Raw genomic sequence first — 23,755 nt, 5'->3', positions numbered from 1 at the left:
TAGCTAACCCGCTTCCTCACCTATATTGAGCACAGGCCCAAACAAAAACCCGACTTCCCCCAGCACTAACAACGAAAAGTTGGTTACCTAGCAACACCACATGTCGTATAACCCTGACTCTGTCCAATAAGCCTAACCCCGTTACCCACCGTTGTATCTACACAAACTAAGAACCCCGCCTCAATGAGGCGGGGTTCTTACTTTAGCTCCCACGGCTGGACTCGAACCAGCAACCTGCCGATTAACAGTCGGACGCTCTGCCATTGAGCTACGCGGGATTGCTTCAACACGTATTACTTTAGCAGGTTTTCCTCAGAGTTTCCAAATCGACAGAGAAAAAGCATTTTTTGGCTTTATTTTGAGGATTATTAGCGTCATATAACGCCCTCGAAAATAAAAACCCGAACGTGACGCTCACCACTTACCCGTTATTCGGGGGTTAAACCAACCGAATCTCGCAGACTCCTCTCCAATTGAGAAGCCATTTTTTGCCCAGTTGGAGTTAGGCAGCCATCAACTACCAGGGCAGAAAACAGTCCACCATCTGCGCGCCGACGAATCGAAGCAACAATATTAGTGCCATTTTCAGCTTTTCGGCGCACAACCGAAACAATCGTTGCTGCAACTCTTTCGTCAAAAGCGCGCATAAAGTCTATTTGTTCATGATCTGCAAGATTAATAGTGAGCGGTTGCCTCTGTGGATCCACCCATCGAATCACCAATCGTTTCGACTCCCCTGCCCAGATTGCCTGCTGCACTTCAAACCAGTCACAAATCTGTTTTGGCGCTTCGGTTCCCGTTACCTCCAGAAGCCCGGCGTTTGCAATGAAATAATATTTCTGATCTTTGCCTTTCGCGAAGGGCCGTTGCTGTTCGGTTTTCGCTAAGTACCTGCGCACAACTGAGGAAATTTCGGTAGGTAAGTAGGGCGAATCAGGTTTAAATAGCTTGGATATGAAACTCATACTTTCTACCTTAGTTGATTTGCTTGGCCGATATTGCGATACTTAGAAATGTGGAACATGCTTTATGGTTATGTTCCGTGCCCCAATAGCTCAGTCGGTTAGAGCAGTGGACTCATAATCCATCGGTCGCGGGTTCAAGTCCTGCTTGGGGCACTTTTTTATTGCCACAACACTCCCTGTATGGATTTTGCTTATTTCACCCCCAACCCCTACTATTGATAATAGTTCTCATTAGCATTAAAAGGAGTTGGGATGAACCCACTAACGCGAAACAAAAAAACCAGCGCACTGATAGCCAGCGCACTGATAGTAGGCTCAATCAGCATTCCCGCAACCGCACAGGCTGAAACCACCAACCTCGCTGTAGAAGACATCACTACCTTCCACATCAGCACCACCCCAGAAAACCTCAGCCTCAGCATCAACAACTACGACGAAAACACAGACCCTGCGAACACCAACCTCACCATCCCAGACTCAGCACTTTCAGACAAACCCACTAACTTCAACGGCATTGAAACACCCGGATACCACCTTCCATTATTTGCTGACGACTTCCTATCAGTAACCGGTGCAGACGCCACCACACCACAGGTAGGACTCCATTTCATTAAAGTTGCAGGACCGGGCAAAATCTACCTAGGTAGCGGACACAATGACCAATCCTTCGCGCCAGTTCTCAATACCAAACAGGCTGAGTTGAAAGCACCCGCTACCCTACCAGCGAACGCGTTTGGCGACAACTTAGCCCAGCTCATTTTTGAAAAACCTGGAAAATACAAGGTTTTAGCTCAGGCAGTTGAAGTTAATGACTCTGCAGATTTAACTAACGAAACAGTTACCCCAGCGAAGTTTAAGCGCAGTTCCGCTCCGCAGGTTTACACGTTCTTAGTTGGCAAAGCCGGGCTAGCTGACACTTCAGACCCTTTCGCAGGTATGGATTTAACCACCCCTGCAGAAACTCCACAGGAGACCGCGACCGAAGCTACCGGTAAGGATACTCCAGTAACCGAACCAGCTGGTGATCCGCTGGCAAAGGACGAAGAAATCACAGAAAAACCAGCTGAAACCACTGACGCTGCCACAACTCAGCCCCAGGACGTTGAGAAAAAGTCTGACAAACCACTGCCTACACCAAACGCCCCAGTTCCCGCTGGCAAGGCTCCAGCTGCCCCTACCGGCGGTATTTCCGGCGCGATTAGCAACCTGCTGGGCAGTGCAAAGTGCTTCCCTTCTTTCGAAGGCGGACAGGGAGAACTAACCATTCGCCCGAAAGTAAAGGACGATCGCCAGTCCCCATCCAAGTGGTACAACTTCAACGAAATCTCTTTCACTATCGGTGATGCCGGTAAAGCAAAACTACCTGCAGCTGTAGGAGCTATCCCAGCTGGTTCCAACGTGTGGATGATTGGCTCCACCCAGGTTAAGGATGTTCCATGGGTAGGCGCGAATACAATGAGCGACACCGTACTATCCCAAACTACAGGCGAAGTAACCTGGACGCTTTCATCTTTCGAAGGCCCCGGAGCTTTGGAAGTCTTCACTTCTGGAAACTTCGGCACTTTGGTTGGTAATAAGTGGTTCTCTGGGAATGGAAACTCCGGTTCAGGTTCAGTAACTATTCCTAAAAACACTCACGTTCACCCTAACTGGGTATTCTCAGCCCCAGGGGTCTACAAGGTAGGTATTACCCAGACCGCTACTTTGAAGAACGGCAAACAGGTTAGCGGCACCGATGTCCTATTCTTCCAAGTAGGTGGCGGAAACGGCGCTCGCGATGGCCACTTTGACGTTGGTTCCGAAGTTGCGCAAGCAGGCGCTAAACGAGTTTGGAAGGATTCTAACGGTAAACCTTGTACTCCTTCCCAAGTTGACCTGCAAGCTGCTGGTCTGGGTAGCCTGGCAGCTACTGGTTCTGGAACCCTCACGTTCCCACTGCTCGTCTTTGGTGTTGGTATGGGCGTACTTGGTTTAGGAATGCGAGTCCGTACTCGTCAAGACTAAGCGTTTTAGATACTAAGCAGCGCTGGTAGATGTTTTCCTGAGTGGCATCTACCAGCGCTAACTAAATTCAGTCTGAAGCCTTCCTTTAAGTGAAAGGCAAGATTAAACATCCGCCTCATCCAGCGCCCGGCGACGCTCTTCTAAAGTCAGCATCTTACGAAACTCCGCCGAAGAATCCTGCCCCAAAGCGTCTAAACGCCCAATCTCAAAACGAAGTTGTTCAATCGACCGAGCAATCGAAGTTTTAACCAAGCTGATCGTTACTGAACGCGCAAAATACCCCAACTTTTCTGCTTCATCCTGAGGTAACACCACTACTAAAAGCGCATGCAGAACCTGCTTAACAGGGTTAGAAGCGCGGTCAAAAAGCTCTCGATTCCACCCCTCAGTAGCTTTAGCAACTGCTACAGCAGGATCAGGGATAGCTCGCTCAGCAGCCTGCAAATGGGCTTCAAAACGCGCTAACCCTCCACAAGTCTGCAAAAGCTTATGAACTTCCCTGAAAGCTGGACTGGTAAACGTCAGCAAATCAATCTCATCAAAGCCTGTTCCCAAACAGTCCACAGGACATTGTAAGACAGAAGCTAACGCCTGCGATTCTAGTTTGAACCGCGGACTACGCATATCCCCATAAGCTAAAGGAGCTTCAGATTCAGCTTCAGTCGGCGACGTAACTTTCGCTGTCTCTGACTGCGGTTTTACCTGCGCCTGCGGCTGAGTTTCAGCGTAAGCAGCCATTTTCGCAGCCCGAGCAACCTCACTTGCCACATCCCGGGCTTCCATCCCCAACCAGCCAGATAACAGACGCACGTATTCTTTCTGTAACGCCCGATCACGAATAGAAGAAACCACTGGCGCAGCAGCTCTTAAACCAGCCACACGCCCTTCTGGAGTAGACAAATCCACAGCAGTTAAAGTAGTGCGCAAAACAAACTCAAATAGAGGAATCCGCGCCGCAACCAGCTTCCGAATCGCCTCGTCCCCCTCATGAATACGCAAATCACAAGGATCCATACCGCGTTTTTCAATCGCCACGAAAGTCTGCAACGCAAAATTCTGGTCCTCACCATAAGCTTTCAACGCAGCCTTTTGCCCAGCAGCATCACCATCAAAAGTGAAAATCACTTCCCCACCCCGGGATTCCCCCGAAGCCAGTTGTAAACCCATCGAAGGATCAGCAATATCGCCCAATAAACGACGCACAATCTTCACATGTTCCGAACCAAAAGCCGTACCACAAGAAGCCACTGCCGTATCAATACCCGCCAAGTGAGCAGCCATCACATCCGTATAGCCCTCAACAATCACCACCTGGCGTTTCGCAGCAATACTACGTTTAGCTAAATCCAGCCCATACAAAACCTTAGACTTGTGGTAAATCGGGGTTTCCGGCGTATTCAAATACTTCGGACCATTATCATCTGGCAGCAGACGCCGCGCCCCAAAACCAATCGTCGCCCCCGTTAAATCACGGATAGGCCACATCAGCCGCCCTCGGAAACGATCATAAACACCACGCGACCCCTGGGATGCCAACCCACCAGTAATCAACTCCTGGTCAGTGAACCCCTGCGCGCGCAACACATTCGACAAACCATTCCACCCAGAAGGGGCAAAACCCACACCAAAATGCTTCGCAGCCTCAGCAGAAAAACCCCGCTCACTTAAAAACTGACGCCCCGGTAAAGCCTCTGGAGAATGCAACTGCGCCTGATAGTACTCTTCTGCCACGCGATGCATATCCAACAGACGCTGACGCTTCCCATAATCCTGAGTCGGTGCTTTCCCCTCCTCATACCGCAAAGTAATCCCATACTTGCCAGCCAAATGCTCCACTGCATCCGTAAACGATAAATGGTCAATCTTTTGCAAGAAACTAATAGCGTCGCCACCCTCGCCGCAACCAAAACAATGCCAGAACCCGCGAGCGGTATTCACATTGAAAGAGGGGGTGTTTTCATCGTGGAATGGGCAAAGCCCCTTGAAAGTGTTAATACCAGCTGGACGAAGCGTCACGTAGTTACTGACGATTTCTTCCAAATCAACCGTGTCTTTAACTTTTTCAATATCGGCTTTAATGATTAAACCACTCACAGTCCCCTCCTCTCTCTAATCCAGCTTGTATTCTCAGTAAGCTTCTGAGAATAACCCACATAAGCTAGCGTGCCAACGAGCTGCAGAAGTATCCGTAAGAGACGCTACCTGGTCGATTACCGCGCGCAAACGATTCGCATCTGAAGTATCCGCCTGCCACTGGGTTTTAAAAGGTTCCTCCAGATCACGGCCCTGATTTTCCATCAGTACATGCACCAGGTCAGCAAGCAAAGTGCGCTGCTGTAAATAGATTGGTTCAACTTCGCGTGGTGCCATCACGTAATGCACGGCAATGCCTTTAAGAAGTTGGATTTCTGCCCGCGTTTGAGCAGGCACAATCAAATCACAGGCGTAGCGCCCCAGACCAGGAGTCTCTAAGCTATCTACAGCAGCAAGAAGGTCACCCGCACCTTCAGCATAACCGGTCTTCGTAGCCGCCACCGTAGCCAAAGAAAAACGCCCAATCAGTTCAGAAGTGAGATCTTTCAAAGCTGCCCGGGAACGGTAGGAGCCGTCATATTCACGTGGCCAAGCTGGCGAATCCAGCAACCGGCGACGAGCATTCTCGAGGGCGTTCTCAGAAACGCCTTTACCGTACCAATCCATAATGTCAGCAACAATCCCACTAAACTGCACGTCATCAGTCAGTAAAGCTGGATTAAACTTACGCGTAGCCACCGCATCTTCAATATCATGCACAGAGTAGGCAATATCATCAGACAGATCCATGATCTGGGCCTCTAAACAACGCTTAGATGCCGGTAGCGTAGTGAGTGCATTCTTACGCATCCAGTGGAATACAGCAGCATCTTCAGCGTAAACAGAGAACTTCGTCTGCGATTTAACTGGATCCGGGCCAGCTCCCTTAATCCACGGATACTTGCATACTGCATCTAAAGTTGCGCGGGTAAGATTAAGCCCAGCAGGTAAACCATGAGTATCTAAAACCTTTGGTTCCAGATTCACTACCAGACGGAAAGTCTGCGCATTACCTTCAAAACCACCACAGTCTTGAGCCAAGCTATCTAAAGCCTTCTCACCGTTATGACCAAAAGGTGGGTGTCCTAAATCGTGAGCCAGACACGCAGCATCAACAATATCAGGGTCAGCTCCTAGACTTTTCGCCAGCTCACGTCCAATCTGAGCGACTTCTAAAGAGTGGGTTAAACGAGTCCGAATAAAGTCATCTGAATTTGGTCCCAATACCTGGGTTTTCGACCCTAACCGTCGGAAAGCTGCCGAATGGAAAATACGCGCGCGGTCGCGTTCAAAATCAGTTCGCTGCGAAGTTTTAGCAGGCTCAAGTACGTAGCGCTCGCGGTCAGTTTCAGAATATTCATATGCTTTAGTTTCACTCACTCTTATATTCTATCGAGGTTTTCAGCCTGCTACTCTCACAATCCACAGATAATTAGTACACAATAGAAGTATGATTGATACCCCGATGGCTTCTTCTGCGAAGCAGTACCGCACTTTAGATCCTGGTTATATCCGCACTGAAGTGTTACAGCGCCGTTATACGAAACGCACTCCTTGGTGGCGGGATGCGGTTATTAACGAGATTCCGGGGATCATAGATGAAGAGGGAGCGCGTCTTTTAGAAGATTGTGTTTTCTTTATTGCACGCATGGGGTTCACGGCGGTTACTTTCCGTCCTGCATCCATTGATTTAGAAAAAGACTGCTCAATACTGCGGTCTTTAATTGAGGCGATTCACCGCGTTGGGTTAAAGGCAATTGTCCGGATTGCGGGGGCTGAATACCGTGACTGGGGTCCAGCAGCAGAGTTTTCAGCTTTCTATGGTTTTGAACGCGATGCGGATACAATCATCAAACGCGCAAAAATAGCTTTAAAAAATGGTGCTGACGGTATTGATTTAGGGCGTATTGAAGATACTCCAGAGGCCTCTGATGAGGTTGAACGGGCTGTTAGTTTTACTCAGCTAACCCGCGTTTTGCTGGCTGAGCTAGCTGAATACTCTGAGGATCATATTTTAACCGCTGAAGCGTCGATTTTTAATACGGAGGCTTACCGTCGCCATTTTGAGGAAGAATGGTTACATTTACTGTGTGATGATCGTCTGCAGCGGGTTGGTTTTAACGCTAGTCAGATTGAGACTCAGATTCGTGAAAAGATTCAAGCTCACGAACGTCAGGGTAGCGTGTGCTCCTGGCAAGCTACGTTGCCGCGTTTAAATACTGCTTTAGGCACTGAGAATTTCTTCCTTGGCTCGTGGGAAGAAAACGCAAATGAGTTTCGTCGTGCTGCTTTGCGGATGCTGGTGGCAGCCCTCCCCGGCTCGGTTTTCCTACCATTTGGGTTCAGTGGTGGCCATCTTGATTTCGAGGGCGCGCATATCCGGCCTTATCCTCCGCAGTCTGAGGTTGAGAAAGAGCGGGTTGCTCACACAACCATGGTTTTGCGTTTACGCGCCCAGCATCAGCTGGCAACCTGTGCTTTCGGTATCGTAAAAAATTTGCCTTGGGCTAACCCGGGTTGTTTGGCTCTTACCTGTGGCCCGCTCATGGCAGTGTTAAATACTGGTGACACGGCGGTTGAGGTTCCCTCAGAACATGAGTTACTGTTACGTTCAGAATCAACCAAGCAAGAGGATTCACCAATTTCTAAGGTAATTTTCGGTGGTCAAGAATTAACTGTTACTCATTCGAATCAGGGGTCTTCAACTGTGATTCCAGCTGGCGCGTGTGCTTGGTTCCTCTGCTAGTCAGTAAGAAATCTTGGATATAACCCCAGTTTCGCATTTTCCTGGTTGTGTTCTTTTCGAGGGCGGTGAGTTTATCTTTCCGCCCTCGAAAAATCCAAAAATCATATGCGAACGCTCACTCGCATATGACTTTTTGTTGTAGCTCCAGGTTCTAAAGTGCTTTAACCTGTGCAGCAAGCTGCGCTACCGCACCAAAAGACACTTGCCCAGGAGCCGTGTAAGCACCAGGTAAACCAACGAAAGTCGCTGCTGAACCACTGGTACTTGGAAACATTCGAGTCACCTGCCCAGAAACTCCCATGCTTAAAGCAATTACCGGAACGGTAGCTAACGAATCCACGAAGTGACGGGTAGCTAACATAAGTTTCAAAGCATCCATGGAATCTTGCGCAGACACCACGTATTTAACGATTCCGTTTCCCACCTGCTTCGGGTCATCAGCACCCAACTGCAAACGAGTCTCAGCCACTACAGAAGTAACCAATACCTGCAGCCCACGTAATTCCTCAACCATCTCTTCAACACGAGGAGTCCCCGCTGAATTATGCTTAGAAAGCACCACTGCAACCCCACGAATCGTAGCTTTCGCAAGCAAATCACTGGCCTTAGGATGAGAAGCCTCAACATCTAAAGCATCCACACCAACATCCAACAACGTAGAAAGCACCCGATAATAAGCAGATACATCTCCAGTACCGCCCTCGGAAATAGTACGGAAGGTAGCCAAAATCGGAACTGGACATTCACGACGCACCACCCGGGAAACGCCTTGAATAATCGCATTATCAAAAGAAGCCAAAGAATCTACGCGCCACTCAACCAAATCAACCTGCGTGAAATCAACCGCACGCAACGCAGCTGCCAACTGAGCCGCATTTGCTCCAGCGACGGAACAAATCACCAGCGCTTTCCCATTTCCAACCTCAACTGGTTTAGCAACCGGATGCACCGCTTTACCAGTACCCAAAGCTACGATTTCCAAGGCTCAGCCTCCGTCTCCATCGCATTCATTCGCAGCCACCATTTCACGCTGCTCTGAATCCACATAACGTGAATCCAACCAGCCATGCGGTAAATGAGGTTTCTTCTGACCACCCGCGCGCCCACGCTTACCATGCGCAGCCATTGGATACTCAGCAGTCGGATCAAGAGAAAGCAACAACTCTTCCAACTCAACGTAAGTCGAAACTCGCGCGAAAGCCATGCGCAAATCTCCACCCAACTTAAAACCACGCAAATACCAGCCAATATGCTTACGCATATTCCGCAACGCCTCATTCTCACTGCGAGAATTCGCAATCATCATCTGCGCATGCTGCAAAATAATCTGCGCCACCCGCCCCTGATTCGGCTCAAGCTCAACAACACTCTCCCCCGTCAAAGTTGCCACCAAATCATGGAACAACCAAGGACGTCCCTGCGCGCCACGGCCAACCACCACCGCGTCACAGCCCGTATGCGCCATCACATCTTTAGCATCTTGGGCGCTGAAAATATCACCGTTACCTAAAACTGGAACAGTTAAATCCTGCTTCAACTGGGCAATAGTATCCCAATCCGCATGCCCCGAATAATACTGCGCTTGCGTGCGACCATGTAACGCTACCGCGGCAATCCCCGCGTCTTCAGCGATACGCCCGGCATCACGGAAAGTATGGTGAGCGTCATCAATACCCACGCGCATCTTAATCGTCACCGGTACGTCTTTACCTGTTTCTGTTACAGCACGCACCACGGAATTAACGATGTCGTCAAAGAGGTCTAGTTTCCAAGGCAGAGCCGCGCCCCCACCTTTTTTAGTCACCTTTGGAACCGGGCAACCAAAATTTAAGTCAATATGATCTACAAAGTCTTCTTCCAACAAAATATGAGTTGCTTTGTAGAGGTTTACGGGGTCAGTCCCATACAACTGGAGGCTGCGGACCCGATCCTGTGGATCAGGTTTAGCCATGTGCATGGTCTTTTCATTCTTTTCCACCAGGGCACGTGCAGTAATCATTTCACATACGTAAAGCCCTGCTGGCGCGTCAATACCAGGAGTAGCCTGGTTAAGTTTCTCTTGCTGAGATTCTGGTAATCCGGCTTCACCGAACTCTCTAGAGAGACGGCGGAAGGGAACGTCAGTAACTCCAGCCATGGGTGCCAAAACCACCGGAGCCCACAGTTTGATTGGACCAATCTGTAGGGCTCCGGTGGTTTGGTTTACGTTTTCAGCCAACGTCTTCCTTTATTAGGGTAGGTTGCTCAGACCAGTGGCAGACGTTCGTTCAGGTAGGAAACTACCTCATCCAGCTTCACGCGTACCTGTTCCATAGTGTCGCGGTCACGAATGGTGACAGCGCCGTCTTCCAAGGAATCAAAGTCGTAGGTGATGCAGAACGGGGTGCCGATTTCGTCCTGACGACGGTAACGACGACCCACTGCGCCAGCTTCATCGTATTCAACGTTCCAACGCTTACGCAGTTCTGCAGCCAGTTCCTTAGCTGGGGTGGCAAGTTCTTCCTTCTTAGACAGTGGCAGAACAGCTACCTTAACTGGTGCCAGGCGAGGATCGAGCTTCAGGACGACGCGGGTATCGATACCACCCTTAGCGTTTGGAGCTTCATCTTCACAGTATGCTTCGATGAGGAATGCCATTAGGGAACGGGTTAGACCTGCGGATGGTTCAATCACGTATGGGGTCCAGCGTTCGTTCTTTTCCTGGTCGAAGTAGTCCAGCTTAGAGCCGGATGCTTCTGCGTGGGTGCTCAGGTCGTAGTCGGTACGGTTTGCAATACCTTCTAGTTCGCCCCATTCAGAGCCCTGGAAACCAAAGGTGTATTCGATATCCACGGTGCGCTTAGAGTAGTGGGATAGTTTTTCCTGAGGGTGTTCGTAAAGGCGCAGGTGTTCTGGGTCGATGCCCAGGTCGGTGTACCATGCCAAACGTTCGTCAATCCAGTACTGGTGCCATTCTTCATCGGTGCCTGGGGCTACGAAGAATTCCAGTTCCATCTGTTCGAATTCACGGGTACGGAAGATGAAGTTACCTGGGGTGATTTCGTTACGGAAGGACTTGCCGATCTGGCCGATGCCGAATGGTGGCTTGCGGCGTGCAGAGGTCATTACGTTTGCGAAGTTCACGAAGATGCCCTGTGCGGTTTCTGGTCGCATGTAGTGCAGGCCGGATTCGTCGTCTACTGGTCCCAGGAAGGTCTTTAGCAGGCCGGAGAATGCGCGTGGTTCGGTCCATTGTCCGCGGTTACCACAGTTGGGGCAGGCGATTACGTCCATGGTGACGTCTTCTTCAGCTACACCCTTTTTTTCTGCGTATTCTTCTACCAGGTTGTCCTGGCGCAGGCGCTTGTGGCAGGAGAGGCATTCGATTAGTGGGTCGGTGAATGCGGTTACGTGACCAGAGGCTTCCCATACCTGGCGTGGGAGGATTACCGAGGAGTCCAGGCCGACTACGTCTTCACGCTGACGGACAACGCGTGACCACCATGCCTTCTTGATGTTTTCTTTCAGTTCTACGCCCAGTGGCCCGTAGTCCCATGCGGACCTGGTACCGCCGTAGATTTCGCCACATGGGTAGACAAAGCCGCGACGCTTGGCCAGGCTGATTACGGATTCGAGGCGAGATGGTGAACCTGCCACTTTTCTTCTCCTTATTTGATTTTCTTGCCGCATCTGGCTGATGCAGACTTTTCCTCTCAAGTTTACCAGTTTACGGGGTTTTTCTAGAGTTTGGGCGGGTGTGGTCTTCCGCTCGGCTTTTCCGAGGGCGTTGCGTATCAGGTAATCGCGATTTTCCCAGGTTGGATAAGGTTTTTCTTATTGTGTGTGCGTAGTGCATCTCTATTTTAGTTTGGGGCTCTTTTCCAATTGCCTTTCCCTCACCTATCGACAATGATTGTCATTATGAAGAATGCAAAGTTAATGATTTCCGCACTAGCTGCATCTGCACTAATTCTGTCTGCCTGTAGCTCCTCTCATTCCGAGGCTGAACACACTCATGAATTCACTGTTGAGAATGCAAAGCCAATCGAAAACCGTGAGGCTTCTCAGCCACTAAACATTAAGACTTCCATTTACCCACTGCAGTACCTGGTAGAAAAAATTGCCGGCGATAAGGCAATGGTCGAATCCCTAACCGGCCCTGGCATAGATGCACACAGCCTGGAATTGTCTCCAAAGACCGTGGCTGAGCTGACTCAAGCTGATGCGATTATTTTCCTAGACGGCTTCCAGGGAGCTGTCGACGACGCTGTTGAACAGTCCGAAAACCCACGCATCCTTGATATCTCTCACATTGCTGAATTGGCTGATACGGGTGCACACCACCATCATCACGACCATGAAGGTCATGACCACGACCACGCGGATGAGCACAAGCATGAGGAAAGCGAAGCTGGCCACGATCACGAAGGTCATGACCATGAGGGACACGATCACGAGCATGGTAACCTCGATCCTCATTTCTGGCTGGACGCTAACCGCATGGCAAATGCCGCTCACGAAGTAGGTCATTTCCTCAGCAAGATTGACCCTCAGAATGCTGCCGAATACGAAGCCAACGCTGAAGCCCTAAAAGCTGAACTTAACGCCCTGGGTGAAGAAATGAAGTTGGGGCTGGCAAAGTGTGAAATCAACACTTTCGTGGTTTCCCATGAGGCGTTCGGTTACCTGGCTAAGCAGACTGGTTTGAAGCAGGTGGGTGTTTCTGGACTGGATCCGGAAGCTACCCCTTCCCCAGCTCGTATTGAAGAAATCTCTCACGTAGTAAAGGACTTGGGAGTTAAAACCCTCTACGTTGAAGTAAACGTCTCTCCTAAGGTTTTAGAAGCTGCGGCTAAAGACCTGGGTATAACAGTTGATGTTCTGGACCCAATTGCTACTCAGAACGATCCGGCATTAGACTACCAGCAGATGATGCGCAAAAATCTGCAGACTTTACAAAAGGGACAAAATTGCCAGATGTAGCACTTAAAGTGCAGGAACTATCTGTCCGGTATGGGAATCACGAAGTAGTCCATGGACTTACCTTCGCTTTCCCTGCCGGGCAGATTGTTGCTATCACCGGAACAAACGGTTCCGGCAAATCTTCACTGATTAAAGGTATCCTCGGGATAGTAAACGCCAGTGGTGAACGCGAAATCCATGCTTTACCACCACACAAGTGGGAATGGAATCGGATTGGCTACGTCCCCCAACGTATCGCCATCCAACCCGGCGTACAGTCAACAGTTTTAGAAGTAGTGAGTTCTGGTGCACTTTCTAAAGGGAAACTCTTCTACTCGCGGAAAGTGAAGCAAACCTCCCTCGAGAAACTCAAGGAAGTGGGAATGGATCATCGCCTCCACTCTCCTTTCAACCAGCTTTCCGGTGGCCAGCAGCAACGCGTCTTGATTGCCCGCGCCCTGGTGAAGAATCCCGACCTGCTGATTATGGACGAACCGCTATCTGGCATTGATACTCAATCCGCACAGACCCTCGCTAACATGGTCAGCTTGTTAAAAAACCAAGGAAAAACTGTAGTCATGGTTCTGCATGAACTAGGTCCCCTCGAAGTTCACTTAGACCGTGTTATCACCCTACAGCAAGGCGAAATCTTGGCTGATTCCACTAACCCCGCCGAATGGAAGTTAGAGGCCCACCATGCTTGATGCTTTGCTTACTATGCTGCAAAGTCCACTAATGCAGCGTGCCCTGATTGTGGCTCTGCTTGTAGGCATCAGCGCTCCGATTGTGGGTACTTACCTGGTGCAACGAAAGCTCGCCATGATGGGCGACGGCATTGGGCACGTCGCGCTAACAGGTGTTGCCCTAGGCTGGCTCACCGGCACACTTCTGAACCTCACTACCCCTGAGAGCCTGGCGATTCCCGGTGCCTTGGTGGTTTCAATCGCCGGCGCACTGTTGCTGGAGATTATCCGCATAACCGGTAAAACTGAATCTGACGTTGCTTTAGCTATCCTCTTTTACGGTGGTATCGCCGGTGGTGTACTGTTGATTAGCTTAGCGGGCGGCACCTCATCTCAGTTGAACTCCTACCTATTTGGGTCCTTGGCTTCAGTCAGCGTAAACGATGTGTGGACTACTATTTTTCTCTCAAGCGTAATCATGGCAGTGGGATTAGGACTTTCCCCGGCACTTTACGCAGTTTGCAACGACGAAGAATTCGCTAAAGCTTCTGGCCTGCCGGTAAGAGCTCTCAGCGTTTTAATTGCACTGTTAGCTGCTTTTACGGTGGCGATTTCGATGCGCGTAGTAGGGTCATTACTAATCTCTGCGATGATGATTGTACCGGTAGCAATTGCACAACTTATGACGCATTCCTTTAAACGTACTGTTGCCTACGCTATGATTATCGGCGGAACCGTTAGCGTTAGCGGACTGGTATTCACCTACTTCTTTGATGTTTCTCCGGGCGCTACAATTGTTACTTTCACGATTGCTATCTATGCTTTGGCACATGTTTTCAGAGGGATTCTAAAAAGAATTTAGGTTAGACTTACTTAAAGTAAAGTGAATTGATTGAGGAAATCATGACTGAACCACAAAAACGCTTAACTAAACAGCGTCAGGCAGTGATTGATGCGCTTGCGGATTGTAATGACTTCCGCTCAGCCCAGCGCATTCATGAAGATCTTATGAAGTCTTCCGCCAAGATTGGTCTGGCAACAGTTTACCGAAATCTGCGTTCACTTGCCGAAGAAAAAGAAGTCGATGTTCTGATGAGCCCCGACGGTGAAGCCCTTTACCGTCGTTGCGAGCAGGGCGAGCACCATCACCACCTGGTGTGCCGTAAGTGCCTGCGTTCAGAAGAGATTGAAGCCACTGCAGTTGAAAACTGGGTTCATGGTTTGGGTGAAGAATATGGTTTTACCCAACTAGAACACTCTATTGAAGTATTCGGAATCTGCTCTCACTGCGTAGCTTCGGACAACTAGAATTTAAAGGTAGTTATATGACCGGTGTACCAGATTTTATCTTGCACGGCCCGTTCCCAATCCTGGTGATTTTCTTAGCGATTGTAGTTTGTTTCCGTTCGCAGGGTACCTACTGGCTAGCCCGCCTTATCACTACTGGGGTTATTAAAACTTCGGAATCTACTACTAAACCTTGGCTGCGTAAGATTGGTAAGTGGCTTGAAGGTGCTTCTGTACAGCAGGGCGTGGATATTATCGACCGCTGGGGCTTAATTGCCATCCCGCTTTCTTTCCTCACTATTGGCATTCAAACAATTATTCATGCGGGTGCGGGTGTACTGCGTTTACGCTGGTGGCTTTATACTCTGGTGGCAGTGCCGGGCTACTTTGCTTGGGGATTCCTCTACGCTACGGTAACGCTTTCTATTTTGAAAACCGGTCAGGCAGCTGTGTTAGGCAAGACTTGGGCGATTTTGCTTACTTTAGGCATCGTTTTGATTGCTGTGTTGTTCAGCTTGCGTCGTTATAAGATTGCGAAAGCGCGCGTTAAAAACCAGTTAGACTGAGTTTTCTTATTTTCCGAGGGCGTCCCAGTTGGTCTCATATACCGCTGGGGCGTTTTTGGTTTCCATAGTAAAACGCACGAACGCGAGTTCGGACGCAGAGAAAACGCGGGAACTATGGCTGTACTTTATCTACTGCGCCCCCAAAACGACGCTCACGCCCTGTAAAAGCTAAAATATCGTCCCAAAGCGCTTCTCGGTTATACTCTGGCCATGGCAGCGGATTAAAAGAAAACTCCGCATAAGCGCACTGCCACAGCAAAAAGTTAGAAATCCGCTGTTCCCCACCAGTACGAATCAACAAATCAACATCTGGTGCACCAGGCGCATACAAACGCTTCGCAAAAGCGCCCTCGGAAATATGCCCCGCAGTTAGCCTACCAGCTTCCACCTCATGCGCCACCTGATTTACCGCATCCGTAATCTCAGCACGACCTCCATAATTGACCGCCATATTAAAATCTAAAGCAGTATTATCAGCGGTCAGCTCATGGGCTGCTTCCAACTCGTTGATAACTGATTTCCACAGGCGTGGGCGCCGCCCCCACCAGTTAATCCGCACTCCCCACTCATTAAGCTCTGTAGCCCGACACCGAATCACATCCCGTGAATACCCCATCAAAAAACGTACTTCCTGTGGAGAACGACGCCAATTCTCAGTTGAAAACGCATATACGGTTAAATGCTTAACTCCAATTTCCACTGCCCCCGCAATAGTATCCATCAGCGCTATCTCACCCTGGCGGTGTCCCTCGGTACGTGGCAAACCACGCTCATTCGCCCAACGCCCATTGCCATCCATAATGATTGCCACGTGCTGTGGAACCCCACTAATCTGAGGAGCTTGAGAACGTCCCTGACCAGGACCAGGCAAAACCATTGAAGTATCTAAAACACTCATATAATGAACCTACCCTATTCCAGACTTCAACGACGTGAAAGACACAATCCGCCGTTCGACATTCCATTGCACCCAAGCTGCCACCAAAGAACCCGCTTCTCTACGCGCAAAGTCCTCACTAGTTAAAGCCGCTTCCCAGTCGCCTGACAAAAGTTCGCCCAAGAGGCGCATTGCTTCTGCCGAAGGCGCAGCCGATCCGGGTGGACGACATTCCAAACACACTGCCCCACCAGACTGCAAGTGAAAATACTGCGATGGCCCATTCGCCCCGCACAGGGCACAATCCCAAAATGAAGGCGCCCAACCTGAAAGCGCCATGGCACGCAGCAAGAAAGAATTCATCACTAAATCCGCTGGATAACGCCCAGTTGCTAACGCGTGCAAAGCCCCCAGTAGCAGCAGATACATTTGCGGACTAGCATCATCTTCGCTTAAACGTTCCGCAGTTTCTACCAGCACAGAAGCACGCATGTATTTGTCGTAATCCTGTGCTATCTGCAACCCGTACTGGCGAATCGACTCCACCTGGTTTAGGACATCCAGGCTCCGCCCAATATGAATCTGCGCATCCACAACGGTGAAAGGTTCTAGCCGGGAACCAAACTTTGAAGTTGTCCTACGCACTCCTTTAGCCACCACGCGTTTAACGCCGTGGTGGTGAGTTAGTAAAGTGATGATTCGGTCGGCTTCCCCCAGTTTATGGGTGCGCAGCACAATCCCTTCATCGCGGTAGGTTTTGCTCATCGCACCGTGGTTTTAGAAACCTAACTTCCCTAGCATCTTCGGATCGGACTGCCAGTCTTTAGCGGTGCGCACGTGTAAGTCTAAATAAACGCGACGCTTCAGAAGTTCTTCAATCCCAATGCGTGCGCGGGTCCCAACTGCTTTCAGGCGGGCACCCCCCTTACCAATGATGATGGCTTTTTGGGAATCGCGTTCTACATAGAGGTTCACGTGAATATCTAGCATTGCCGGGTACTTCTGTCCCGGTTTCTTCTCTCGCTCAACGATTTCTTCAACCTGCACGGCCAGTGAGTGTGGAAGTTCTGCACGTACCCCTTCTAAAGCTGCTTCGCGAATTAATTCGGCAATCATCACGTCACGCGGCTCATCTGAGTAAATGTCCTGTGGGTACAGTGGCGGACATTTTGGCATGAGGTTTGCCAAGACTTCTTTGAGGACGTCAATCTGGCGGTCTTTATGAGCTGAAACAGGCACGATTTCTTTAAAGTCACCGAGCTTGTCAATATCCATCAGGTGTTCCATTAATCGTGGTGGCGCTACCTTATCCGTCTTAGTAGCGACTGCCACGATTGGCGCCCGCAGACCACGTAGCTGGCGGGCAATGAATTCATCCCCGGGCCCAATCTTTTGGTCAGATGGCAGACAGAAGACAATAACGTCAACTTCCGAAAGGGATTCGCGCACCATTTCGTTCAGGCGGCGTCCCAGCAGGGTTCGAGGGCGGTGGTATCCGGGTGTATCCACTAGCACCAGCTGGTAGTCGTCGCCATGGACTACACCGCGAACATTGTGACGGGTGGTTTCTGGACGCATAGAAGTAATCGCGATTTTTTCACCCACTAGAGCGTTTGTCAGCGTCGATTTACCAACGTTTGGACGCCCTACAATGGCAATGAAACCAGCGCGGAAGTTCGGATCATGGTCGGCTTCTACAAGGCTACCTGCACTGACTTGCCCAGGGAGTACCCCAGTTTCTTCGTAGGCAGCAATCGCGTCATCGTCAAATTCAAGGATGTCTTCGTCAAAGGCGTTTGGGCCGTCGATTAGTTCGTCATCGGAGGGAAAGAACATTATTCTGCTTCACTTTCTGCTTCTGTTTTACGAGTAGCGACGACGGTGCCTACCTGTCGGCGACGCCCCACGGCTTCCTCTGCTGTAATCATAATATCGTCTGTTTCAGCGCTATCCCCTGGAAGTGGCACTTTTCCAAGGAGTTTCGCTAAATAACCACCGACTGAGTCCACGTCTTCATCTTCAAGTTCAACTCCCAAAAGCTCGCCTAGCTCCCACAGAGAGAACCGGGCAGGCACTCGCCAAACGCCCTCGGAAATCTCTTCCGGTTGGGTTACGTTACGGTCGTGTTCGTCGGTAAGCTCGCCCACGATTTCTTCTAGCAAGTCCTCAATCGTAACCAGGCCCGCGATACCACCGTATTCATCGACAACCAATGCTAGGTGCACGCGGGAAGCCTGCATTTGGCGTAGCTCGTCATCTGCCAAAACGACTTCAGGGACGAAACGTGGCTCACGGCAAACATTACGCACTGGTACCTGTTTATCGTCCGGCCGGCGGCGCAAACGTGAAATCACGTCCTTGAAGTAAACGATCCCGACAATATCATCGATATCATCTTCAATCACTGGGATACGCGAGTAACCTGAGGTTACGAATAAGTCCAAAGCTTCATCTATAGTTGTTTCCGCGGCGATAGTAACCATTTCCGTGCGCGGCACCATAACTTCCCGCACCAGGGTGTAGCCGAGTTCAAAAACGGAACGAAGCATTTCGCGGTCTTCTTCTTCGAAACCGCTGGTTTCCCCTACTTCGTCCACTACCTCACGCATTTCTTCAACCATTTCTGCGCGAGCTTCAGCATCAGTTTGTTCCGAAGCTGGTACCAGTTTCTGCAATAGGGAAATAAAAGGATCCCAGGCTTTAGAACCCTGTAGGTAGAGTTCGAGAAGCGGAGTAAGCAGTAGTGCCACTGACTCTGGGTTACGAATCGCTAAACGGGTGGGAATCAATGAGACGAACAGGTACACAATTGCCCAGTTAATCGCGATTGATACCAGCAGCACCAACCACCAGTGAGAAATTAAGGAAGCCACCACCAGGGTGAGAGCCACCGTGGAAAGAGTTTGGAAAATCAGTCTCCAAGAACGCGTGGAAAGCACAGCTCGTTTACGGTCATCTACCAGTTTTTCTAACCGGCGTGCCCGAGGCTTTCCCGCTTCAACCAGGTCATCGACTGCTGCCCGGCTTAAACGTTGTAAAGCCGTTTCAGCAGCTACTGAAATTCCCGCAACAATCACTACTAATACGGAAAGCGTAATCAGCAGCCCCAGGGGAACGGTATTCATAGGTTTTAGCTCTCTTCCCCACTCTTCAAAGGAGGATCAATCGTAATCTTGCCAGCGAAAGTTGGCCGCTCAGCTAAGAAAGTGAGCAACAGTTTACGCTGTAGCTCGAACATTACTTTTTCTTCTTCAGGTTCTACGTGGTCATAGCCAAGTAAGTGCAATACCCCATGTACTGTCAGCAGTAGCATTTCCTCTGCGGCAGAGTGTCCGGCTTTTAAAGCTTGGGCTGCGGCAACAGTTGGGCAAATAACAATATCTCCCAGTGTGCCCGGTGGAGTGACGCGTCCGGGGGTGCCGGGACGCAGTTCGTCCATGGGGAAGCTCATGACGTCCGTTGGCCCTGGCAGGTCCATCCATTTAATGTGTAGTTCTTCCATTGGCTCTGGCTCAATGAACATCAGTGCCAGTTCAGCTTCAGTGGAAACATGCATCTGCGCGAGGACGAACTCAACTACCGCACGAAATTCATCAATATCTACCTGGTATTCAGTTTCATTTGCTACTTCAATAGTCATGATTTCCTCCGATAAGCTCCACGTCCAGAGGCGCGGTACTGTGGTTCAGGATGCTGCTGGTCCCAACGCTGATATGCGTCAATGATATCGCCGACAAGCTTATGGCGAACCACATCTGCAGATGAGAGGGCACAGAACTCGATTCCATCAATGCCTTGCAAAATATCATAGGCGGTTTGTAAACCCGACTTAGTATTGCCTGGTAGGTCTACCTGGGATGCGTCACCGGTTACTACTACTTTAGAGCGGAAGCCTAATCGAGTCAGGAACATTTTCATCTGTGACTGCGTGGTATTTTGGGCTTCGTCCAAAATGATGAAAGCGTCGTTGAGAGTTCGTCCTCGCATATATGCCAGGGGCGCCACTTCAATAGTGCCTGCTGCCAGTAATCGTGGTAGCGCTTCGGCATCTACCATGTCATTTAATGCATCGTAGAGGGGACGCAGATATGGGTCAATCTTTTCGGTGAGTGTACCGGGTAAGAAGCCTAGGGATTCGCCTGCTTCTACAGCTGGGCGGGTGAGGATAATGCGACGTACTTGCCCGGTGAGTAAAGCGTTTACTGCCATTGCCATCGCTAGATAGGTTTTACCAGTACCGGCTGGCCCAATGCCGAAGACTACTGTGTTTTCTTCGATCATGTCTACGTAGCGTTGTTGTCCGGGGGTTTTCGCGCGGATTACGCGTCCCCGTACATTTAGGATGGACTCATTTAGAGTGGATGAGGTTCCGGTTTGCGAAAGCAGTCCGATGGCGTGTTCGACGGTGGCGGAGTTTAAGTATTGTCCTGAACGCGCTAGGGAAATCAGTTCGCGTACCAGGTCGGCTACGGTTTGAACATTGTTGGCTGAACCAGTGATAGTGATTTCGTGTCCCAAAGAGTGTACTTTTACACTTGGGAAGCCTTTTTCGAGGCTGCGAAGTACTTGGTCAGCGGAGCCCAGCACAGTGACGGGGTCAAGGTTTGTGGGGATGGTGATAATGGTGCTGACGGACTGGTCGTATGCCAGGTTCGTTTCGAGGTTTGTATTTTCACTCATTAGTTCTGATTGTACCGCCCGCTTAGATAATTGACGAGGGCTAGGGCAACGGTTCCGGCGGTGGAGGAACGCATTACGGTATTTCCGATGCGGACGATTTGTGCGCCTTGCGCGGTGAAGGCTGCTAGTTCAGCTTCGGTGATACCACCTTCGGGTCCGACGATGAGAGCGATTTCAGTAGTGTCGAACCACTCGGTGGGGATTTGTTCGAGCGTGTGTTCACCGCTTTCGTGTAGTACCAGGAGTTTGGCGTCTGTAAGTTTGTTTAGGAGGCTCTTGGTGCTTTCCGCGTAGTCCACTGTGGGGATGCGGGAGCGCCGGGATTGTTTGGTGGCAGCTTTTAAGAGGTTGCTCCATTTTTCCAGGTTTTTCCCTTGTTTTTTGCCTTCCCATTTGACGATTGTGCGTTGGGATTGCCAGGCAATAACTTTGTCGATGCCTACTTCGGTGGCCATTTCCACGGCTTGTTCGTCGCGTCCGCCTTTTGCCAGGGCTTGGACCAGGGTGGTTACGGGTCGAATACTGGTTTCGTTTTTTATTTCCCGAGGGCGTACGGTGACGCTTTTATCTGCAGCAGAGATGACTTCGCTGATTACACGTAGCCCGTGTCCGTCTACGAGGTGGATTTCTTCACCGGGCGCAACGCGCATGACGCAGGCATGGTGGGCTTCACTACCGGTGAAGGTGAAGGGCTTGCCTACTTCAAGGCCAGTAAAGTCGTCGTGGAAATAGACGGGTGCAGTCATCTTTCACCTTTTAGTTTTAGAGGTTCGCGAATTTTTCTTTAAGAGTAGCGAAGAATCCGGAACTGGCGTGTTCTGGTGTGGCTTCAAAGTTGTCTTCTCCGCGTAGTTTAGCTAGTTGGCGGACAAGTTCTTTTTCTTCTTCGCTGAGGTGACGGGGTGTTTCGATATTTAGTTTCACTTTTAGGTCGCCTCGGGTCGCACGGTGTAGGTAGGTGATGCCGTGGCTGGGTAGCACGATTTCGTCGAATGGTTGTGCTCCGGATTCTACGGTGAGGGTACGTGGACCGTCGAGGGTTTCAAGGTTAATTTGGGTACCTAGTACTGCCGCCGTAAATGGGATGGTTACGGTAGCTACCAGGTCGTTTCCGAAGCGAGTAAATACCGGGTGGCGCTGTTCGCGGACTTCCACGTAAAGATCACCGGCAGGACCACCTCCGGGTCCTACTTCTGCTTGGTTGGTGAGGCGAATACGAGTACCGTTTTCTACGCCTGCGGGAATGTCTACTTTAATGTTGCGTTTAGTGCGTACGCGCCCATTAGCGTTACAGTCTACGCAGGGGGTGGTGATGACGTTACCGTACCCTTCACAAGTGTGACATGGTGCAGTGGTCATGACGTTACCGAGGATTGTGCGCTGTTGCATGCGTACTGCCCCGGCACCGTTACAGGCGGTGCAGGTTTTAGGAGCTGTACCTGGGGCACAGCAACTACCATTACAGGTCCCGCATCGTATGTAGGTGTCGAGAGTTAATTCTTTTTCAACTCCGAAAGCGATTTCGTTAAGGTTAAGTTCAACGGCGGTCAGCATATCTTTACCGCGGCGACCGCGTGGGGTTGGCCCACCGTAGCCGGCTGCTCCGAAGAAGGTTTCGAAAATGTCTCCGAAACCGAATGGGCTTCCTCCCATGCCTCCCAGTGGGTTTGCTCCGCCCATATCGTAGGCGCGACGTTTCTCTGGGTTTGAGAGGGTGTCGTATGCTACGGTAACTTTCTTAAATTCTTCTTCAGTTTCTTTACCTGCGATGTCTGGGTGGAGTTTGCGAGAGAGCTTTCGGTAGGCCTTTTTGATTTCGTCGGCGCTGGCGTCGCGGGAGACACCCAGGATTTCGTAGTAGTCTTCGTTCACTTTGGTTTCTTCCTGTTTTCGCTTCGATTATTTCTGTAAGTAGTGGGATAGGTAGGCACTGAGAGATTGTACTGTACTCATGGCTGCACCGTAGTCCATGCGTACAGGTCCAACGACTGCCAGGTGTGCGGAAGTGGTTTGCGTTCCGTATTTTCCAGCTACGATGGAAGTTTCTATTAGTCCGTCATGGTGGTTTTCTGCGCCAATTGAGACACTCACTTGGTTGGGGGTCACTCCAGAGAAGAGACGCAACAAGGATACTTGTTCTTCGAGGGCATCGAGCACGGGCACGATGGAGCGCTGGAAGTCGATTTCTGCTCTTGCTAAGTTTGCGGTTCCTGCTATGACCATACGGTGTTCTGTTTCACCTTTAGTAAGTTCTAGCAAAGTTTTTCCAATGACTTGTTCTGCAGGATTTTGCCATTCAACTAAAGTAGCCTGAAGGATTGTTTCGATTTCCAGTGGGGTTTTCCCTACGCAAAGTTTACTGAGAGTGAGTTTCAACTGATTCAGGTTTTCAGTTGAGATTTCGTAGCCGCTAAGGGTCCTGCGTTCCACATTTCCGTCATCGGTAATGGCTACGACCATTAAACGTCGTTCTCCCAGGTCTACTAGTTCTACACAAACGAGTTTTGTTTGCGCGTACTGGGGGTATTGGACAACTGCAACCTGGCGGGTTAGCTGTGCCATGAGACGCACGGTACGTTCCACAATTTCGTCTACGCTAACTGCGTTTTCGAGGAATTGTTCAATGGCTGCGCGTTCGGGAGCAGATAGTGGTTTTACTTGTGCTAGCCGGTCTACGAAAAGTCGGTATCCGGCGGGGGTGGGGACGCGCCCAGCAGAGGTATGTGGCTGGTAGATGAGTCCTTCTTCTTCAAGCACCGCCATATCATTGCGGATGGTCGCGGGGCTGACACCCAGGTCATAGCGTTCTACCAGCGTTTTAGAACCAACTGGTTCACGAGTGGAAACGTAGTCTGAGACGATGGCTCGTAGTACGTCTAAGCGTCGATCAGCAGTGCTCATTTCCTCTCCGTTCCTAGTTGTTTCCTAACTAT

General features: G+C 50.3%; 22 protein-coding genes and 2 tRNA genes. 8 read left to right on the top strand and 16 right to left on the bottom strand.

Annotated features, from left to right (window positions below; all coding sequences use genetic code 11):
* Window positions 1–206 precede the first annotated feature (206 nt).
* Window positions 207–278: transfer RNA gene (locus HMPREF0044_RS03705), tRNA-Asn, on the bottom strand.
* A gap of 150 nt (window positions 279–428) precedes the next feature.
* On the bottom strand, window positions 429–965 hold the full coding sequence (locus HMPREF0044_RS07850; protein WP_006546769.1) for a hypothetical protein: 537 nt from the start codon (window positions 963–965) through the stop codon (window positions 429–431).
* Between the two features lie 79 nt (window positions 966–1,044).
* Between HMPREF0044_RS07850 and HMPREF0044_RS03695 the strand changes: the two genes are divergently transcribed.
* Together HMPREF0044_RS03695 and HMPREF0044_RS07845 are read left to right on the top strand one after the other, a co-directional pair.
* Window positions 1,045–1,118: transfer RNA gene (locus HMPREF0044_RS03695), tRNA-Ile, on the top strand.
* Between the two features lie 99 nt (window positions 1,119–1,217).
* Window positions 1,218–2,969, top strand: a complete 1,752-nt coding sequence (locus tag HMPREF0044_RS07845; RefSeq protein WP_006546768.1) for a TIGR03773 family transporter-associated surface protein — start codon at window positions 1,218–1,220, stop codon at window positions 2,967–2,969.
* Between the two features lie 102 nt (window positions 2,970–3,071).
* Here HMPREF0044_RS07845 and dnaG read toward each other — a convergent pair whose 3' ends face one another.
* A complete protein-coding gene (gene dnaG / locus HMPREF0044_RS03685) occupies window positions 3,072–5,063 on the bottom strand; it encodes a DNA primase (RefSeq protein ID WP_006546767.1) in 1,992 nt (663 codons plus the stop codon).
* A gap of 33 nt (window positions 5,064–5,096) precedes the next feature.
* The gene (locus tag HMPREF0044_RS03680) at window positions 5,097–6,422 is read right to left on the bottom strand and encodes a deoxyguanosinetriphosphate triphosphohydrolase (RefSeq protein ID WP_006546766.1); all 1,326 of its coding nucleotides are present in this window, start codon (window positions 6,420–6,422) and stop codon (window positions 5,097–5,099) included.
* A 70-nt stretch (window positions 6,423–6,492) separates the two neighbouring features.
* On the opposite strand from HMPREF0044_RS03680, the gene HMPREF0044_RS03675 reads away from it, so the two are divergent.
* The gene (locus tag HMPREF0044_RS03675) at window positions 6,493–7,788 is read left to right on the top strand and encodes an alpha-amylase family protein (RefSeq protein WP_006546765.1); all 1,296 of its coding nucleotides are present in this window, start codon (window positions 6,493–6,495) and stop codon (window positions 7,786–7,788) included.
* Between the two features lie 151 nt (window positions 7,789–7,939).
* Here the strand turns inward: HMPREF0044_RS03675 and HMPREF0044_RS03670 are convergent, their stop codons facing one another.
* The 3 genes from HMPREF0044_RS03670 to HMPREF0044_RS03660 are packed head-to-tail and all read right to left on the bottom strand — an operon-like array spanning window position 7,940 to window position 11,424.
* Window positions 7,940–8,770 carry a type I 3-dehydroquinate dehydratase gene (locus tag HMPREF0044_RS03670; protein WP_006546764.1) on the bottom strand — a complete coding sequence of 277 codons (831 nt, stop codon included), beginning with the start codon at window positions 8,768–8,770 and terminating at the stop codon, window positions 7,940–7,942.
* A gap of 3 nt (window positions 8,771–8,773) precedes the next feature.
* The gene (dusB, locus tag HMPREF0044_RS03665) at window positions 8,774–10,006 is read right to left on the bottom strand and encodes a tRNA dihydrouridine synthase DusB (RefSeq protein ID WP_006546763.1); all 1,233 of its coding nucleotides are present in this window, start codon (window positions 10,004–10,006) and stop codon (window positions 8,774–8,776) included.
* 26 nt (window positions 10,007–10,032) lie between these two features.
* On the bottom strand, window positions 10,033–11,424 hold the full coding sequence (locus HMPREF0044_RS03660) for a glycine--tRNA ligase (protein WP_040312778.1): 1,392 nt from the start codon (window positions 11,422–11,424) through the stop codon (window positions 10,033–10,035).
* A 264-nt stretch (window positions 11,425–11,688) separates the two neighbouring features.
* Between HMPREF0044_RS03660 and HMPREF0044_RS03655 the strand changes: the two genes are divergently transcribed.
* The 5 genes from HMPREF0044_RS03655 to HMPREF0044_RS03635 are packed head-to-tail and all read left to right on the top strand — an operon-like array spanning window position 11,689 to window position 15,265.
* Window positions 11,689–12,750: a metal ABC transporter substrate-binding protein gene (locus tag HMPREF0044_RS03655; protein WP_040312896.1), complete on the top strand. Its 1,062-nt coding sequence runs from the start codon at window positions 11,689–11,691 to the stop codon at window positions 12,748–12,750.
* Window positions 12,738–13,433, top strand: a complete 696-nt coding sequence (locus HMPREF0044_RS03650) for a metal ABC transporter ATP-binding protein (protein WP_006546760.1) — start codon at window positions 12,738–12,740, stop codon at window positions 13,431–13,433. Before HMPREF0044_RS03655 ends, HMPREF0044_RS03650 begins: the two co-directional genes overlap by 13 nt.
* On the top strand, window positions 13,426–14,274 hold the full coding sequence (locus tag HMPREF0044_RS03645) for a metal ABC transporter permease (protein ID WP_006546759.1): 849 nt from the start codon (window positions 13,426–13,428) through the stop codon (window positions 14,272–14,274). The genes HMPREF0044_RS03650 and HMPREF0044_RS03645 overlap by 8 nt, the downstream gene beginning before the upstream one ends.
* A 41-nt stretch (window positions 14,275–14,315) precedes the next feature.
* Entirely contained in the window at window positions 14,316–14,720 is a 405-nt protein-coding gene (locus HMPREF0044_RS03640; protein ID WP_040312777.1) for a Fur family transcriptional regulator, read from the top strand.
* Window positions 14,721–14,737: 17 nt separating this feature from the next.
* Complete coding sequence (locus tag HMPREF0044_RS03635; protein WP_006546757.1) at window positions 14,738–15,265, top strand: SNARE-associated domain-containing protein; 528 nt, start codon at window positions 14,738–14,740, stop codon at window positions 15,263–15,265.
* 112 nt (window positions 15,266–15,377) lie between these two features.
* Here HMPREF0044_RS03635 and uppS read toward each other — a convergent pair whose 3' ends face one another.
* Genes uppS through hrcA form a run of 9 tightly spaced genes read right to left on the bottom strand, consistent with a single transcriptional unit; the run spans window position 15,378 to window position 23,723 of the window.
* Window positions 15,378–16,163: a polyprenyl diphosphate synthase gene (gene uppS, locus HMPREF0044_RS03630; protein WP_245528812.1), complete on the bottom strand. Its 786-nt coding sequence runs from the start codon at window positions 16,161–16,163 to the stop codon at window positions 15,378–15,380.
* 9 nt (window positions 16,164–16,172) lie between these two features.
* On the bottom strand, window positions 16,173–16,907 hold the full coding sequence (recO, locus tag HMPREF0044_RS03625; RefSeq protein WP_006546755.1) for a DNA repair protein RecO: 735 nt from the start codon (window positions 16,905–16,907) through the stop codon (window positions 16,173–16,175).
* A gap of 12 nt (window positions 16,908–16,919) precedes the next feature.
* Entirely contained in the window at window positions 16,920–17,978 is a 1,059-nt protein-coding gene (era, locus tag HMPREF0044_RS03620; RefSeq protein WP_006546754.1) for a GTPase Era, read from the bottom strand.
* Window positions 17,978–19,267, bottom strand: a complete 1,290-nt coding sequence (locus tag HMPREF0044_RS03615) for a hemolysin family protein (RefSeq protein ID WP_006546753.1) — start codon at window positions 19,265–19,267, stop codon at window positions 17,978–17,980. The genes era and HMPREF0044_RS03615 overlap by 1 nt, the downstream gene beginning before the upstream one ends.
* Window positions 19,268–19,272: 5 nt before the next feature.
* Entirely contained in the window at window positions 19,273–19,782 is a 510-nt protein-coding gene (ybeY, locus tag HMPREF0044_RS03610) for an rRNA maturation RNase YbeY (RefSeq protein WP_006546752.1), read from the bottom strand.
* Entirely contained in the window at window positions 19,779–20,822 is a 1,044-nt protein-coding gene (locus HMPREF0044_RS03605) for a PhoH family protein (RefSeq protein ID WP_006546751.1), read from the bottom strand. Before HMPREF0044_RS03605 ends, ybeY begins: the two co-directional genes overlap by 4 nt.
* Window positions 20,822–21,568 (bottom strand): 16S rRNA (uracil(1498)-N(3))-methyltransferase, encoded by a 747-nt coding sequence (locus HMPREF0044_RS03600; protein ID WP_006546750.1) that lies wholly within the window; start codon window positions 21,566–21,568, stop codon window positions 20,822–20,824. Before HMPREF0044_RS03600 ends, HMPREF0044_RS03605 begins: the two co-directional genes overlap by 1 nt.
* A 16-nt stretch (window positions 21,569–21,584) precedes the next feature.
* Entirely contained in the window at window positions 21,585–22,694 is a 1,110-nt protein-coding gene (dnaJ, locus tag HMPREF0044_RS03595) for a molecular chaperone DnaJ (RefSeq protein WP_006546749.1), read from the bottom strand.
* A gap of 27 nt (window positions 22,695–22,721) precedes the next feature.
* Window positions 22,722–23,723, bottom strand: coding sequence for a heat-inducible transcriptional repressor HrcA (gene hrcA, locus HMPREF0044_RS03590; RefSeq protein ID WP_006546748.1), 1,002 nt, complete (start codon window positions 23,721–23,723; stop codon window positions 22,722–22,724).
* Window positions 23,724–23,755 lie beyond the last annotated feature (32 nt).

Origin of the sequence: Gleimia coleocanis DSM 15436 (assembly GCF_000159015.1) — a bacterium.
In the GTDB taxonomy this organism is placed as follows: Bacteria; Actinomycetota; Actinomycetes; order Actinomycetales; family Actinomycetaceae; genus Gleimia; species Gleimia coleocanis.
The sequence above is the reverse complement of the archived record's forward strand: the minus strand, read 5'-3'. Positions and strand labels throughout refer to the sequence as shown.

What these genes read in the sequence shown, in the direction of transcription:
- HMPREF0044_RS03615 (WP_006546753.1), bottom strand. Translation starts at nt 19,267, where the DNA reads ATGAATACCGTTCCCCTGGGGCTGCTGATTACGCTTTCCGTATTAGTA.
- era (WP_006546754.1), bottom strand. Translation starts at nt 17,978, where the DNA reads ATGTTCTTTCCCTCCGATGACGAACTAATCGACGGCCCAAACGCCTTT.
- HMPREF0044_RS03640 (WP_040312777.1), top strand. Translation starts at nt 14,316, where the DNA reads ATGACTGAACCACAAAAACGCTTAACTAAACAGCGTCAGGCAGTGATT.
- HMPREF0044_RS03645 (WP_006546759.1), top strand. Translation starts at nt 13,426, where the DNA reads ATGCTTGATGCTTTGCTTACTATGCTGCAAAGTCCACTAATGCAGCGT.
- HMPREF0044_RS03655 (WP_040312896.1), top strand. Translation starts at nt 11,689, where the DNA reads ATGAAGAATGCAAAGTTAATGATTTCCGCACTAGCTGCATCTGCACTA.
- HMPREF0044_RS03675 (WP_006546765.1), top strand. Translation starts at nt 6,493, where the DNA reads ATGATTGATACCCCGATGGCTTCTTCTGCGAAGCAGTACCGCACTTTA.
- HMPREF0044_RS03605 (WP_006546751.1), bottom strand. Translation starts at nt 20,822, where the DNA reads ATGAGTGAAAATACAAACCTCGAAACGAACCTGGCATACGACCAGTCC.
- HMPREF0044_RS03600 (WP_006546750.1), bottom strand. Translation starts at nt 21,568, where the DNA reads ATGACTGCACCCGTCTATTTCCACGACGACTTTACTGGCCTTGAAGTA.
- ybeY (WP_006546752.1), bottom strand. Translation starts at nt 19,782, where the DNA reads ATGACTATTGAAGTAGCAAATGAAACTGAATACCAGGTAGATATTGAT.
- recO (WP_006546755.1), bottom strand. Translation starts at nt 16,907, where the DNA reads ATGAGCAAAACCTACCGCGATGAAGGGATTGTGCTGCGCACCCATAAA.
- uppS (WP_245528812.1), bottom strand. Translation starts at nt 16,163, where the DNA reads ATGAGTGTTTTAGATACTTCAATGGTTTTGCCTGGTCCTGGTCAGGGA.
- HMPREF0044_RS03635 (WP_006546757.1), top strand. Translation starts at nt 14,738, where the DNA reads ATGACCGGTGTACCAGATTTTATCTTGCACGGCCCGTTCCCAATCCTG.
- hrcA (WP_006546748.1), bottom strand. Translation starts at nt 23,723, where the DNA reads ATGAGCACTGCTGATCGACGCTTAGACGTACTACGAGCCATCGTCTCA.
- HMPREF0044_RS07845 (WP_006546768.1), top strand. Translation starts at nt 1,218, where the DNA reads ATGAACCCACTAACGCGAAACAAAAAAACCAGCGCACTGATAGCCAGC.
- HMPREF0044_RS07850 (WP_006546769.1), bottom strand. Translation starts at nt 965, where the DNA reads ATGAGTTTCATATCCAAGCTATTTAAACCTGATTCGCCCTACTTACCT.